This is a genomic window from Stenomitos rutilans, from assembly GCF_059505485.1.
Window position 1 is genome coordinate 33,381 of the sequence record NZ_JCACKR010000090.1, and the last position, 14,167, is coordinate 47,547.

Annotated in this window: 13 protein-coding genes and 1 pseudogene; 5 read left to right on the forward strand and 9 right to left on the reverse strand. The window is 49.3% G+C overall.

Features of this window, described 5'->3' with window-relative positions; genetic code table 11:
* The first annotated feature begins 69 nt into the window (after nucleotides 1-69).
* Nucleotides 70-2,949: a PAS domain S-box protein gene (locus tag AC5JLP_RS16260; protein ID WP_496068976.1), complete on the forward strand. Its 2,880-nt coding sequence runs from the start codon at nucleotides 70-72 to the stop codon at nucleotides 2,947-2,949.
* A gap of 59 nt (nucleotides 2,950-3,008) precedes the next feature.
* Here the strand turns inward: AC5JLP_RS16260 and AC5JLP_RS16265 are convergent, their stop codons facing one another.
* From AC5JLP_RS16265 to AC5JLP_RS16275, 3 genes and pseudogenes are all read right to left on the reverse strand, one after another.
* Complete coding sequence (locus AC5JLP_RS16265; RefSeq protein WP_496068977.1) at nucleotides 3,009-3,410, reverse strand: hypothetical protein; 402 nt, start codon at nucleotides 3,408-3,410, stop codon at nucleotides 3,009-3,011.
* A gap of 83 nt (nucleotides 3,411-3,493) precedes the next feature.
* Nucleotides 3,494-3,628: a hypothetical protein gene (locus AC5JLP_RS16270; protein WP_496068978.1), complete on the reverse strand. Its 135-nt coding sequence runs from the start codon at nucleotides 3,626-3,628 to the stop codon at nucleotides 3,494-3,496.
* Nucleotides 3,629-3,765: 137 nt separating this feature from the next.
* Nucleotides 3,766-4,362, reverse strand: a pseudogene (locus AC5JLP_RS16275) (TonB-dependent siderophore receptor); the annotation flags it as partial.
* Nucleotides 4,363-4,438: 76 nt separating this feature from the next.
* Here AC5JLP_RS16275 and AC5JLP_RS16280 point away from each other — a divergent pair.
* Complete coding sequence (locus AC5JLP_RS16280; RefSeq protein ID WP_496068979.1) at nucleotides 4,439-4,645, forward strand: hypothetical protein; 207 nt, start codon at nucleotides 4,439-4,441, stop codon at nucleotides 4,643-4,645.
* A gap of 41 nt (nucleotides 4,646-4,686) precedes the next feature.
* On the opposite strand, the gene AC5JLP_RS16285 is transcribed toward AC5JLP_RS16280, so the two are convergent.
* From AC5JLP_RS16285 to AC5JLP_RS16310, 6 genes are all read right to left on the reverse strand, one after another.
* Nucleotides 4,687-5,838 carry a PepSY-associated TM helix domain-containing protein gene (locus AC5JLP_RS16285; protein WP_496068980.1) on the reverse strand — a complete coding sequence of 384 codons (1,152 nt, stop codon included), beginning with the start codon at nucleotides 5,836-5,838 and terminating at the stop codon, nucleotides 4,687-4,689.
* A 29-nt stretch (nucleotides 5,839-5,867) separates the two neighbouring features.
* Nucleotides 5,868-8,402, reverse strand: coding sequence for a TonB-dependent siderophore receptor (locus AC5JLP_RS16290; RefSeq protein WP_496068981.1), 2,535 nt, complete (start codon nucleotides 8,400-8,402; stop codon nucleotides 5,868-5,870).
* A 37-nt stretch (nucleotides 8,403-8,439) separates the two neighbouring features.
* Nucleotides 8,440-9,558 (reverse strand): PepSY-associated TM helix domain-containing protein, encoded by a 1,119-nt coding sequence (locus AC5JLP_RS16295; RefSeq protein ID WP_496068982.1) that lies wholly within the window; start codon nucleotides 9,556-9,558, stop codon nucleotides 8,440-8,442.
* Nucleotides 9,555-9,695, reverse strand: coding sequence for a hypothetical protein (locus AC5JLP_RS16300; RefSeq protein ID WP_496068983.1), 141 nt, complete (start codon nucleotides 9,693-9,695; stop codon nucleotides 9,555-9,557). The genes AC5JLP_RS16295 and AC5JLP_RS16300 overlap by 4 nt, the downstream gene beginning before the upstream one ends.
* A gap of 54 nt (nucleotides 9,696-9,749) precedes the next feature.
* Nucleotides 9,750-10,505: a hypothetical protein gene (locus tag AC5JLP_RS16305; protein WP_496068984.1), complete on the reverse strand. Its 756-nt coding sequence runs from the start codon at nucleotides 10,503-10,505 to the stop codon at nucleotides 9,750-9,752.
* A gap of 122 nt (nucleotides 10,506-10,627) precedes the next feature.
* Nucleotides 10,628-11,359 (reverse strand): AMIN domain-containing protein, encoded by a 732-nt coding sequence (locus tag AC5JLP_RS16310; RefSeq protein WP_496068985.1) that lies wholly within the window; start codon nucleotides 11,357-11,359, stop codon nucleotides 10,628-10,630.
* 510 nt (nucleotides 11,360-11,869) lie between these two features.
* Between AC5JLP_RS16310 and AC5JLP_RS16315 the strand changes: the two genes are divergently transcribed.
* The 3 genes from AC5JLP_RS16315 to AC5JLP_RS16325 are packed head-to-tail and all read left to right on the forward strand — an operon-like array spanning nucleotide 11,870 to nucleotide 14,104.
* Nucleotides 11,870-12,514 carry a MotA/TolQ/ExbB proton channel family protein gene (locus tag AC5JLP_RS16315; RefSeq protein WP_496068986.1) on the forward strand — a complete coding sequence of 215 codons (645 nt, stop codon included), beginning with the start codon at nucleotides 11,870-11,872 and terminating at the stop codon, nucleotides 12,512-12,514.
* A complete protein-coding gene (locus AC5JLP_RS16320; RefSeq protein ID WP_496068987.1) occupies nucleotides 12,507-12,914 on the forward strand; it encodes an ExbD/TolR family protein in 408 nt (135 codons plus the stop codon). The genes AC5JLP_RS16315 and AC5JLP_RS16320 overlap by 8 nt, the downstream gene beginning before the upstream one ends.
* A 2-nt stretch (nucleotides 12,915-12,916) precedes the next feature.
* Nucleotides 12,917-14,104 carry an energy transducer TonB family protein gene (locus tag AC5JLP_RS16325; RefSeq protein WP_496068988.1) on the forward strand — a complete coding sequence of 396 codons (1,188 nt, stop codon included), beginning with the start codon at nucleotides 12,917-12,919 and terminating at the stop codon, nucleotides 14,102-14,104.
* Nucleotides 14,105-14,167: the final 63 nt, after the last annotated feature.

Here is a 14,167-nt window from a genome sequence, read left to right on the forward strand (position 1 = left end):
CCCTCTGATTCGGGAACACTAGGCATGGCTTACCGCCGCTTTTGTTTTCATAGGGAGTGTTTGGCACACATGCAGTCCACCGATCTGAGCCTGGAGTCAAACGGGGAGGCAATCAATCAAACGGCGCGCGATCGTGAACAGGCAGAATTAGAAGGCGATCGCTTCTTTATGCTGAGTGCAGATATATTCTGCATTGTGGACTTCGACGGAGTTTTTAGGCGTGTTAATCCGGCCTTTGAGCAAATTCTAGGCTATACGCCTGATGAGTTGGTGACAAAGCCCTTCATCGACTTTGTGCATATGGACGATCGCGAGGCCTCGATCGCAGAAGCCATCAAGCTTAGCCAGGGAGCTAAAACCGTCGCTTTCGAGAATCGCTACTACTGCAAAGATGGTTCCTATCGATGGCTCTCCTGGACTGCTGCTCCCTATCAGGAAGAACGCCTTATCTATGCCATTGCCCGCGACATCACTGAATCTCGGCAAGCAGAGAAAGAGCTACAAGCATCCAAACAGCTCCTACAGCTGGTGTTTGACCTGTTGCCTCAGCGGATTTTCTGGAAAGATCAGCATTTTCGCTATCTGGGGTGCAACAACCTGTTTGCTCAGGATGCACAACTAGAGTCACCAAAGCAAATTGTTGGAAAAGACGACTTTGAGCTTGTCTGGCGAGAGTCAGCCGATCGCTTTCGCGCGAATGATACGGCAGTCATACAAGACAATCGTCCCCGCCTGAACTACGAAGAATCGTGGCTCAAAGACGATGGCACCCTGCTCTGGATGAGAACCAGCAAAATGCCGATACATGATGAAACGGGCGCGATCGTCGGGGTTTTTGGCACCTACGAAGACATCACTGACTATAAACAGGCACAAATTGCCCTTGCCGAAAGTGAAGCCAAGTTTCGTCGCCTCGTCGAAGATGCCAGCGACTATATTTTTGCGTTCTCCGCAGCAGGCACCTTTACCTACATTTCCCCTCAATTTACGCAGCTTTTTGGCTACGACCCGGCAGACTTTTTAGGCAAGCCTTTCGCCCCACTGGTACATCCCGACGATTTAGCGATTTGTGGGGCAGCTTACGATCGCCTCATCAACACGGGGAAAAATGAGACGGGACTTGAGTTTCGGCACCGTTGCCAAGACGATCGCTGGTGCTGGGTATCGTGCAATTTGTCGCCCATTAAAAATGCCGAAGGCGGTGTCATTGGCTATCAGGGTGTGATGGAAGATATTAGCGATCGCAAAGAAGCCGAAGCTGCTTTGCAAAAAGAGCAACAATTCCTCAAAACCATTTTGGACAATTTGGCAGACGGCATTGTTGCCTGCGATGAAACGGGACGCCTGACCCTCTTTAACCGTGCCACACGAGAGTTTCACGGTTTACCCGAAGCTCCCTTGCCTCCTGATGAATGGGCACCTTATTTCGACCTGTACCATGCTGATGGCAAAACCCTCATGCAAACACAGAATATCCCGCTGTTTCGGGCGTTTCAAGGCGAAATTGTTCATCATGCCGAGATGGTGATTGCACCCAAGCAAGGTAAGACGCGTATCATATTGGCGAGTGGGCAAGCATTTTTTGATCATAATGGCAACAAATTAGGTGCTGTTGCTGCAATGCAAGACATCACAGCGCAACGCGAACGCGAGAAGGCCGAAGCTCAATTGCAAGAGCAAGAGCAGTTTTTACGCAGTATTTATGACGGCGTTGGCTGCTCCATTTTTGTGGTCGATGTGCTTGAAAATGGTGTCTTTCACTACGCTAACCACAACCACGTATCAGAACGCCTTACGGGATATAGCAGTGCTGCAATCGCAGGTAAGACAGCAGCCGAGTTGTTTGGTGCCACAGAAGGAGCCGCCATTGATCAACTCCTCCGCGAGTGCTCCAACAGGAGAACGACACTGATAGCCACCGAACATCTAACCTTTAATGGCAACCTGGCCTGGGTGATGACGACATTTAACCCGTTGATCAATGCAGATGGTAGGGTGCATCGCATTGTGGGTACCAGCTTTAATATCACCGATTTAAAGCAGGCAGAGGCTCAGTTGCAACAACAGGCAGCAGATCTAGAAGCGGCTCTGCAAGAGCTACAGCGTACTCAAACACAGATGGTGCAGAGCGAGAAAATGTCGAGCTTAGGGCAACTAGTCGCGGGTGTCGCGCACGAAATTAACAACCCAGTGAATTTTATCTATGGCAACTTAAATCACGCGAATGAATATACGCAAGATCTACTCAGGCTGCTTTCACTCTACGAAGAACATTATCCCGATCCAGTCGGTGCGATTAAAGTTGAGGCCGAGGCGATCGACCTGGACTTTTTAATGACCGATCTCCCCAAACTGTTAGGCTCCTTGAAGGTGGGAGCCGATCGCATTCAAAAAATTGTGGCATCCCTACGTTCGTTCTCGCGGTTAGACGAAGCGGAAGTGAAAGATGTGGATCTGCACGAAGGCATCGACAGTACGCTGATGATTTTACACAATCGGCTGAAGTCGCGCTCCGAGTATCCCGCCATCCAGATTGTGAAAGACTACGGCCCCTTGCCCCATATTGAATGCTATGCGGGACAGCTCAACCAGGTGTTTATGAATATCTTGAGCAACGCGATCGATGCGCTAGATGAGCAAAACCAACAGCGATCGCCCGCTGAAGTGAAGGAACAGCCGAGTGTGATTACAATTCAGACCAAGGTTGTGGGTGGCGATCGCGTGGCGATTCACATTACGGATAACGGACCTGGCATCCCTGAAGCTGTGCAAAAGCGCCTCTTTGACCCGTTTTTCACGACCAAGGCTGTGGGCAAAGGGACGGGGATGGGAATGTCTATCAGCCATCAAGTGATTACCGAACGACACAAAGGTCAGTTGACGTGTCATTCTGCACCAGGACAGGGCGCAACGTTTGTCATCGAAATTCCGACACGACAAACTGCATAATTGGGTAAGGCGGCTGCAAAAACCTGTTTCATCGATTCTTTGAAAACGTTTGGTAGACCTCATCTCACTTTGATTGAAAGCTCTGTGCCACCCTTCAAGGCCAAAGTGCTTGAACGATAGCCATTCTCAGGCTTTTGCAGAAACTCAACGTAAGGTCTCAAATCGTCTTTGAAGGTGCCAACGTTATCTGACACAAGCATACCTCCAGTTCTGAGATGTGGGTTGAGCAATTTCAATACCTCGATCTGATCTAACGCCGATTTGAATTTGCCTGCTTGAATTTGCTTGGCAACATCCGGATAGGCCATTAGATAAATATCTGCGTTAAAGCCAGCCACCTGTGCGGTTTGAGCAGCAGCAGGCATAAGAGTCGCTTGCTTTGAGATGGATAAAGTGGAGATGCAAATACCTGCGATCGCACCACTTACGATTGACAAAGCACCGAAGAGAGTTGTTTTCATTTTAATAGCTCCAAATGAATGAGTTAGGAAAGCCTGTTTTTTGGGTTTCTTAAACCAGCTGCAGCGCTGATTCTCGCCATGTGTTAATCGCTCGCCTCCGTCGCCAGTTCACTATCCCCGTGATGAATAAAACCCGTGAGGCTGCTCACAACCAGCAATAATTTCATCACAATGCCAATCAAACCGTGTAGCTTTAAGACCAAATTGCGAACTTTCATGCAGCGTTGTCCTTCAAATTCACAGGTGTTGAGCGATCGCTTCCAAAGTATTTTTGGGCTTAATTGTAAGTCGTATTAGATTTCTCTATTTGATGATAGAACGTATGCTCTCACGGTTGAAATCCGATCGTGCGTCCTTAAAACTCTACGGAAATAGTGCCGATTACACTCAATGGGGCACCGGGTGCGTTACCAAAGTTGCGAGAATTGTTAGTACTGCTGATGTAGCTCACATCAAACAGATTGTTCATGTTTAATCCTAAGCGCCAATTATTTCGCTGATAGAAGAGAGCCAAATTGGTGAGAAAATAGTCACCCACTTCAAACGTATTGGCTAAATCACCAAAACGATTACTCACATAGTTGATGCCTAAACCAAAGCCCAACCCCTACAAATCACCCCGCTGAATTCTGTAAGTTGTCCAAAACCCAGCGCTGTGGCGAGGCGCATTAAACAGGCGGTTCCCTACAGGAATATCATTGTCTTCAGTGATTCTGGCATCGGTATAAGCATAGTTGGCAATGATGCTCCAACCGGGTAAAATCTCTCCCGCGATGTCAAGTTCAACCCCCTGGCTGCGTTGTTCCCCCGCAGTAATTGTGAAAAAGGGATTGTTTGGATCGGTCGTCGCTACATTCTGCTTGGTGATGTCAAAGTAAGCCAGAGTGACAAACAGCCTGCCATCCAGAAATTCAGCTTTGGCACCCGCTTCTAACCCCCTCGCTTTTTCTGGTTCTGGCGGATTGCCCTCTGCGTCTCTCGAAAAGCTTGGCTACGTGATCTACTGAAAGGAGAAAGCAAACCGCAGAATGAGAAAGCAAATTGCCATTTTGCTTGCGAAAAACACTAAAATGAGTGCGCGATCCACCGAAATAAGAAAACAATTGGTTAAAACAAGAAAGCAAATTGCCATTCTGCTTACGGAACCTACTGAAATGAGTAAGCAAAGGGTCAAAACAAGAGAGCAAATCGCCATTTTGCTCATTGAATCTCTGAAAAAGAGTATGTGTCCCTGATAGTGCAATGAAGCAGCACACCCAGCGTTCAGCGTTCAGCTTCAAAAATGCTTCGTGATGACTTGCGGTGTTTCTTCAAAGTCAGGCTGCTTTTTACGTTTGCGATACCACCACATCACAAAGCCTGTCGTAAATAAAATGAGTGGTGTCAGCCCTACAAAGACATAGAAAATACGCGTTGGTAGACCGCCAAACGTGCCGTAATGGAGGGGAACAAAGGCATTGAGGACGCGATCGCCCAGGGGCAGTTTCAACCCATGATCTACACGCAAAACCACACCGCTATATTGATCGAGATACACATTGCTCTCTCCATAGCTCACTGATTCTTGGGGCAGCTTAAAGCGAAACCTTAATGCGTCTTCAGGCTTTGCAGGAAAATAGATTCTTCGCAGTGCCGCATCTGGTAAAGCCGCCTGGGCCGTTTGTAGTTGATCTGCAAGTCTGAGCGGAGCTTGCTTAGCAACAACTTGAGACACTGGTTCTGTTTTTGAGGGGCTGAGCGTCACAACTCGAATAAAAGGCTCACTGAACTCATAGAAATTCCAGCAGAAGCCTGTGAAAAAGGTGAAGAACAGAAAGGCCACCGCAATCATTCCCACCACTTTATGCAAGTCAAAATTTACCCGCTTGGGATGGGCATTCCATTTAATTGTGAAACCTGCTATGAGCTTTCTCCACCCAGGCCAAAGCATGGCACCTGTGAGCGTCAGAATGCACATGAGCAAACCAACAATGCCCGCAATTTTGATGCCGATGTCACCTGCTAACAGTGAGTAGTGCAATTTATAAGCTGTGCTGAAAAAATGCTCTGTTGCATTGGGCTTGAGCGTGTTACCGAGAACGGCTCCAGTGTAGGGATGCACGTAGTTCTCGATCCAATCGTTTGCTTTCGTAGCATAAACCACACGAAACGGCGCATTCGGCTTTGTGGGTGCATCAAGCACCTGGAGCACTGCATCCGATCGATTGGCATAGATGGGTTTTACCGCGTTGATGATGGTTTCAATGGGTAACGGTCGCCCTTGAGGCGTAATGGTTCCAATTTGGTGATGTTGTTGCAACTCACTGATCTCTGTGTGGAAGACCAGCAGGCTACCTGTTAAACCAATGACGATCGCAATCAGTCCAACCATTAAGCCAAGATAGCGATGTAGAACGAATAGCCAATTTCGGAATACTTTAGCGTTCATAGCAATGGATCAAAAGAGTTAATGCAAGGTCAAAAAGTCACAGAAACGCTGCCCAAAACGCTGAATGGCGCACCAGGACGAAGATAGTAACCTTGAGATTCGTAATATTGGGTACTGGTGAGATTCTTGAAATTGAGTCCCACTTTCCAGCGATCGCGCTTGTAATAAATGGCGGCATCGGCACGAACATAGGATGGAATCTCAAAGGTGTTGGGCAGTTCAGCTTCACGATCGCCCACAAAAAAGACACCCGCACCAAACCCTAAACCTTTAAGACTGCCTCGTTGAATCTCATAGGTTGTCCACAAGCTGGCTCCCTGGCTGGGTGCATTCACTAAGCGATCGCCCACAGGCAAACTGTTGTCCTGGTTCACAAACGCATCATTGACAAAGGCAGAGGCAATCACATTCCAACCAGGTAGGATCTCTCCTACCACGTCAAATTCAACCCCCCGACTTTTAACTTCCCCCGCTGCGATCGAGAAGTCAGTATTGTTGGCATCAACAGTCGCGACATTCGCTTTGGTAATTTGATAGGCAGAAAGGGTTGCCGAAAGCTTGCCATTTGAGGTTTCTGCCCGAACACCAACCTCGTACTGGGTACCGCGTTCTGGTGGTAAGAGACTGCCATCCACGGTGCGCGAAGAACTGGGATTAAACGATCGACTGTAGCTGGCGTATAGTGAAATCGGTGGAATCGGCTGATAAACAATGCCAACGCGCGGTGAAAAGGCTCCATTGTAAAGCCGATCCACGGTGGCATCATCAATCGGATCTCTGCCCGTAGCGTCTAGCGGCTGCGAACTATTTTTGCGGTGGATAAAGTCATATCTACCACCCACTAACAGTTTCAGGTTGGGTAGCAATGTGATTTGATCTTGGGCATAAATTCCGATCGTGTTGCGATCGTAGCGATCGCGCTGTGACCCCTCATCAAACTCCGGTGGGCGAGAGGCACCATATACCGGGTTGAATAAATCAATGCTGGGAGTCAGGTCAACCGACCCTCGGAGATAATCATAGCCGTAGGTATATTTATTCCACTCCAGACCTAGCAACAACTGGTGTTGAATAGAACCCGTATTGAAGTTGCTGATCAGATCATTTTGGAGAGCATAGTTGCGGTAGTAGCCAGGACCCGCCGCATACCTTCGCAAGACGGTACGACCATCGTCAGCAATGCTGTTGGGTCGAAACTCTGCCTCTTCCGTGTCATAAAGCGCAGTGGTAAAGGCACTCCGGAGCCGCAGATTTTCACTAAAGCGATGGTTGAAGGTTAAAAAGATCGTATGGGTCTGGATTTTATAGCGATCGTCCGCTTCTCCTAAAAACCGACTGATCGGTGCTTTGAAAACAATTGGGTCAGGTGGCAACCCATCATAGTAGGTGCGATCGGCTTTAAGGTATTCATATTGCAACGTCAACGTAGTCGCATCACCAATTTTATAGGTCAGTGATGGTGCAATGCTGAATTGCTTTTGGTCAATAAAGTCAATAAAACTACCAGAGCTTTCATAGGCAGTATTCAAACGATAGAGCAAGGTTTTATCGACGTTGAGCGGGCCAGAAAGATCGATCGAGGGACGGTAGGTATCAAAGCTTCCAGCTGTAAATTCAGCCGCATAATACGGTTCACTCAGCGGTTTTTTAGTGACATAATTCACGACACCTCCCGGTTCAAACTGCCCATACAGCACCGAAGCAGGCCCTTTAAGCACTTCAACTCGCTCGATGTTCGTTGGGTTTATCAAGTTATCCTGAGCGTAGTAACCATCCCTCAAGTTGTCGTAGGTGGTAAAGCCCCGGATGTTGTAATTGTCTGTCAGCCCTGCATACCCTCCCTGAGGAACCACACCACTCACATTCCGAACCGCATCCGAGATCCGAAAAAGCTTCTGATCATCAATTACCTGTCGAGGTACAACCTGAATGGATTGCGGAGTATCACGCAGTGGCGTATCCGTTCGTGTTGCAGTGGTCGCATCCGGAACTCGATAGCCACTCTGCCTTTCACCCGTCACTACGAGTTCTTCTTCCGGCGTTTCTCCTTCTGGGCTGAGGCTATATGCAAGTGCTCCCGTTTTCAGCGTCACTTCTTCGGTGGGCAGTGCTTTGCTACCCGTCACGCTCACCCGAATATTGGCCGCATCGCTTTGAGTGACGCGAACAGTGGCAATGTCCCCGGTTGGATTATCAGCACTGAATGTCTGAGTATTCGGGAGTGCCAGGACTGCATTGGGAATGTCTGCAATCAGACTGTTGCCTTCTGTTCTAAATTTTGTAGCATCCACCTGCAACGGCTTGCCATCGGCAGTTTGCAGGATAATGTCTAAGCCTACTTCGGTACGTTCGAGCGTTACCCCTGTTACCGTTACCGTAGCAGCTTCCACCTGTGCCAACCAGTCTTTAACGGTTTTGGCAGGCCGTTTCACGTCACCCAGTTGTATCAGCTTTGCTTCAGGTTGAACCAGGGTTGAAGCTTCGTTTGACTGCGCGGCTTGAGTTCCCAGTAGAGAAAGGATACTCAATAAACACAGGGAATGAATCAGTTGAGATGGTTGCACAATGAATCCTTTAATACGATTAATCAAATGAGTGGTGCTAGATAGACTTGTTTGCCTGGGTTTCTTGCGCCAATTGCAACGCAGCATCTCGTCGGGTTCCAAGCATCTGTCTGCGTCGCCAATTTACCAATCCTGTGATGAAAAGTACGGCGGGCATGATGCCAACAAAGACATATAAAATGCGAGTGGGAAGTCCACCAAAGGTGCCGAAGTGGAGATCGGCGATCGTCACAATAAACTTGAACAATCCTTCCGCTTTTTCCACTTTGGTTGCCTGTAAAACGCTGCCACTCACGCGATCGAGTTCCACCACACTGAGATCAAACCGTCCTGTTGTTTGATTGGGTAATTTTTTGCGGACCGCCATTTTTTGCGGACCGGTTTCGGGTAATTCAATAAAGGTCGTTTTACCGTCTGGAATGGCAGCATCGGCTTTTTGCAGCAGCGTGCTGAGTGCAACAGTTGGCGTATTAAGGGCAAGCTTCGCTTCCGGCGCTTGGTTGAACATTGGCAAAAGGTGAAGGATGACAATCACCACACCTGTAACAGCAGTAATGGTTAAAAAGAGATTAGAGATAATGCCGCTAACCTGGTGCAGGTCGTAACTCAAGAGCGGCAGCGGCGCATGCCACCGAATTTTGAACCCTGCTGCCAGCTTGCGCCAACCCGTCCACAGCAGTACGCCAGTGATTGACATCAGCAGCAATAAGCCACCGACCACACCCACAATTATTTGACCAACCTTGCCCGCAAATAAATCGTGGTGCAGCGTATAGAGAAAGCCAATGCAAGAATATTCCCAAATACGAGACCCCAAAACCTGCCCAGTATAGGGATTAACAAAGGTTTGTAAGCGTCGATCGTCTTGCGTCGTCTGATTGAAAACATAGCTTTCTTCAACCGTTTTGGGCGCTTGAATGTAGCTCACAGTTAAAGTAGGATGAGCGCTTTGCACAGAGGTCATCATGTCATCCAGTGACACTGGTTCAGCCTGGGGGATGACGTGCCAGAGCGATCGGTTCAGCCCATGATCTAGCTCTTCTTGAAAGACAATGCCAGCCCCAGACAGGCTAATCACGACCAGCAATAGTCCCATCCCAATGCCGATCGCACCATGTAACATCAATACCCATTTACGGATACGGTTCGCACTCATAAAAACGGCTCCTGATTAGTACTTGGGTCAATAGTGCAGCAGTGAGCCAAACTGGCGATCGACTTCACGTGTAATCGATCTAGAACAGACTGCACCTGACGATCGTTGAGTGGGCTGAATGGCATGATTTCTGGCATTGTCATTAAGGATAGATTGCTTCAATGACAGTGCTTCAATGATTGCAACTCACCCTATTTCATTGTGAAGATGCCGTACTGTTTAACGACATCACCCACAGTGAGCGTTTCAATACCCTCCACGATCGCGACCAAATCGCCTTTTACCGTTGCAATATGCAAGTTTCCCGCAACGGGCTTAAATGTATATTGCTTCGGTTCCCCCGCCAGCATCACCAGATCTTTGGTTGGGGTGAAGTTTTGAATGCGAGCATAATCGGCATCGCCATTGCCGATATAGAATGGCTCGGCTTTGGGGTTTACAGACGTCACAAAGCTACCCAAAAGAAATTCATTGCCACCGTCCTGGGTACCTACTAAAACATCCACTTCGCCCTTACCCAGACTTTTGGGACGCAATGGCAGCGGATCATTCTTTTTAGAGGCAATTTCAAAGCCAATACCTGCAAAGTGGGCGTGCTTGCCTTTACCAAAGCCTTGAATGGTATCGCTTCCATCTGTGCCTGTGAAGAAGCTCTCATAGTCTTCTCCATCCGCTTTCTTAGCCGTTTGTCCAACTTTCTCGTAATGTTCTAGCCCCGATTTATATTTGCCCTGTTTGATCAGTTTTTTGACATCAGGGTTGGCAAAGAGGTACAGTGACTCATCAAAACTACTCTCTGGAGAACTGGCAGTCGTCTTCGCAGCGATTGTGGCGGCTGACTCGCCAGAAACAGGCACGTTTGCAGTGGGTGGATTGGAGGATGGTTGGCAGGCAATCGCGATCGTGCCGCTCACTATCAACACCGTACCGAACAGCATTTTTTTCATAATCATCTCCTGATTGATAGACTTTGCAAAAAACAAGATATTCATTGCAAGCGGTTCACCTCAAGGCAGCGATAAAATTCTGGTTGCCAGTGTGAGTTTGGTTGAAGCTTCACAAAATGGATTTAAAACTGCACCGAAATTGAACCAATCAGAGTCAACGGTTCACCGGGTTCAATACCGCCCTCATTGCCCGTCAGCGCTTGAATGTAGTTAGCGTTGGGCACGCGGTAGCCCCGCTCTTCTTCGCCCGTCACCACCAGTTCTTCTTCCGGGGTTTTCCCTTCCGGGTTGAGGCTGTATGCCAATCCTCCGGTTTTCAAGGTTACGTCTGAGGTTAATAAGGTATTGTTGCCCGTCACCCGCACTTGAATCGTTGCAGCATCGGTTTGAGTGACGCGAATGTTAGCAATGTCTGCCGTTGGATTATCTACACTAAATTCTCGCGCCTGTGGCAATGCCATCACCGCATTAGGAATACCTGCAATCAGACTATTGCCTTCGCTTTTAAACTGTGTGGCATCAATTTGCAGCGGTTTGCCGTCTTGAGTATCCAGGACAATTTCCAACCCTATCTCTGTGCGATCGAGCTGTACTCGTGTCACCTGCGCAGTGGCGGCCTCTACCTGAGCCATCCACTCTTTAAGGGTCATAGCAGGGCGATGCAAATCTTTTACACGTAGCCCTGTTTCCTGCCACCGAGTTTCCAGTGCCGCTGGTTTTTCAACTTGAGGCTCCCTCGCTTCGCCTGCCGCATGGGCAATGCCGACTGACTGACCGACTGATAGTAGAGACGCGATCGTGCTTCGTGTGACGAAGTCATTCGCCACCTTTGGCCCTAAACGCAACTGACTCACAATACTTCCTCACAGGTGAATGAAACTATTTGCAACAGAAATTGCCTATCCTCGGTGGACAGGTAGCTGCACTTTTCCAACAGGATAGAACTGCTGGTTTAGCTTATTGCGAATAAGTTCTAGTAATGATCAAGAAGTTATGATGCCTGGTGCCCAAAGTCAAGCCTTCCATTATTAGAAAACTGTTTGATGCAACTCATTTATAAAACGATGTGATCCTTGCACGTAAGTCATTTTAGAGGTTTTAGAGTTGAGAAATATCGTTGAGCAGTAATAATTTTTCATGGTTGCTTGTCTTGAATACTTGAGAATTCTGTCGATCGCTGGTTAGTTGATAAAGCTAGTTTTGCTAGGAGAGATCGATCACCTTGATCGCAAAGGGTAAAATTAATTTGCTTTTCTACTTGATATATCTTCTCATTAAGTTCTATAGTTCACTTGAAAGACTTTCTCAGTCGCGAGCCATGAGCCGTGAGTGCTGGCTACTGTTTACCCTTCGTAGAGGAGTTCATGCAGAGACTTAACGAACTATTTGCAGCGGGCGGCATCATCATGCTGCCGCTGATTGGGTTTTCGATCGCTGTCCTTGCTCTGGCAGTCGAGCGCTTTGTTTTCTGGTATCGCGTCAAACGTCGTCAGCATAAAGTCATTCAGGAGGTGCTGAAGCTTTATGCGTATGACAATGAGCTGGCGATCGAAAAACTCAAACGCAATCTTGATCTTCCCGCTGCCCGCATTTTCTTAGAAGCGCTTTCGCTCAAAGAGGCCAACCCTGAAGAATTTCGCTTGGCGTTAGACGGTGCGATTCAGGCAGAATTGCCTCTCCTAAAACGATTTGCGCCCATTTTTGAAACGGTTGTGGGCCTTGCGCCGTTGCTCGGATTGCTGGGCACCATCATGGGTTTGATTCGTTCTTTTAGTTCACTTAACTTAGGCGAAATTGGTGGCACAAAGACGTTAGGTGTCACCGCTGGCATCAGTGAAGCCCTGATTGCAACGGCAACTGGCCTGGTCGTGGCCGTCATTGCTCTGTTACTTGCCAACACGTTTCGAGCCTTTTATCAGCGTCAACTTGGCTTAATTGAAGAATATAGTGTGCAGCTAGAGTTGCTCCACCGTCGTGCTCACAGGGGCGTGGAGCCATCCTATGCGTAGGCAACTGGCTGAAGAAATGGAGCGCCCTACAGAAATTAACGTCGTGCCTCTCATCGACGTGCTGTTTGCGCTGCTGACCTTTTTCATCCTCTCGACGCTGTTTCTAGTGCGCTCTGAAGGACTCCCAGTCAATCTGCCGAAAGCTACCACTGCCAAACCACAAGCAGCCAGTCGATCGACGGTCAGCATTGATCCAGCAGGAAACGTTTTCCTAAACAAAGCACCCATTCAAGTTGATAACCTGGCAAACACCATTAAAACGCAACTCAGCCCTGGTCAAGAACTGGTTGTAGTGCTCAACGCAGATGGCTCTGTGACGCACAACCATGTCATCGAAGTGATGGATCAACTGCGCCAGGTGCCAGGAGCAAAACTAGCCATTGCCACCCAACGGAAGTGATTATGCATGCCTCAGACTTAACCACTGCCCAACGCACAAAAGAAGGAAAGGCAATCAACACCTTTCTGCTCTGGAGCTTTTTAGGATCGGCGGCTTTCCACACGATCGCAATGGCAGCGACACCCACTGCTTTTTGGAACAGCCTACCCGAAGCCGAAGAAGACACGATCGAAGTCGTGGCAGAGCCCGAAACGCCGATCGAGCCAGAAAAACCTGAAGAGCAGGCGATCGAGCAGAAGGTAGAACCGCCCCCACCCGAAGTTGCCTCTGAAGTTGCGTTTGCGCCACCCCCACCGCTAGCACCCGATAGTCAGGCTCCACAAGCGACGGGTGAAGATGCTCCCAGCAATCTACCGCCCTCTCGCTCCTCGGAAGCGGTGAACCCCATGACCAGCAAAACGGGTGAGGACAGTGGGCTAAGGGTTGGCGGCGGCCCCATTTTTAGCCCCTTCGGCACCGGGTCTGGGTTTGGCAATGCCAGCCGACCCACTGGCTTTGATCCCTTAGGCCGACCCGATGGCGATGCTAAAGGTACGCCGGGTGGCACACCTGGTGGTACACCCGGCAGCACTGCAACCCGCACGACAGCGCCGCCCATTCCGGCTCCAAATCAACCTGCCTGCTTAAGCTGCCCCAAACCAAAATATCGGGGATCGGAAGGTAGCCCCCGTGTGGATATGACCGTTCGACCCGACGGCAGTGTAGAAGTACGACTGCGAAAATCCAGTGGTAATCCTGAGACCGATCGCGAAACGCTGGAAACCATGAGCAAATGGCGATTCGACCCCAAAACGATTCCCGAAGGCGGCCTTAAAAAACGGGTGCGAGTCGAGTATGAGCAAGAGGGCTCCAGTCGGCAGCGCCAAAACGAGGAGCGTCGCAGACAGGAGTCTGAACGTCAGCAAGTCGCAGAGCAGGAGCGGCAGCGGCGGGAAGCTCAGGAACGTCAGCGTCAACAACCAACCACGGCTGTAGAAACACCCGCAAAACCACCTGCGACACCGTCTGCAGTTCCGTCCCCGGTACAGGCTTCTCCGGTTGAACCCATCGCCCCCCAACCCGAAGCCGTCCCTACTCCAGCGGCACCGGAACCCGCACCTGTGGAAGCGGCTCCTCCTGCACCCGCGCCTGCTCCAGCAGCACCCGAAGTGGCACCTGTAGAAACAGCCCCTTCAACCCCTGCACCCTAAAGCAGCGACCTGCTTTAACCCATTACATCGATCGAAGAGCTGGAGGCAACGATGGTTGATTGC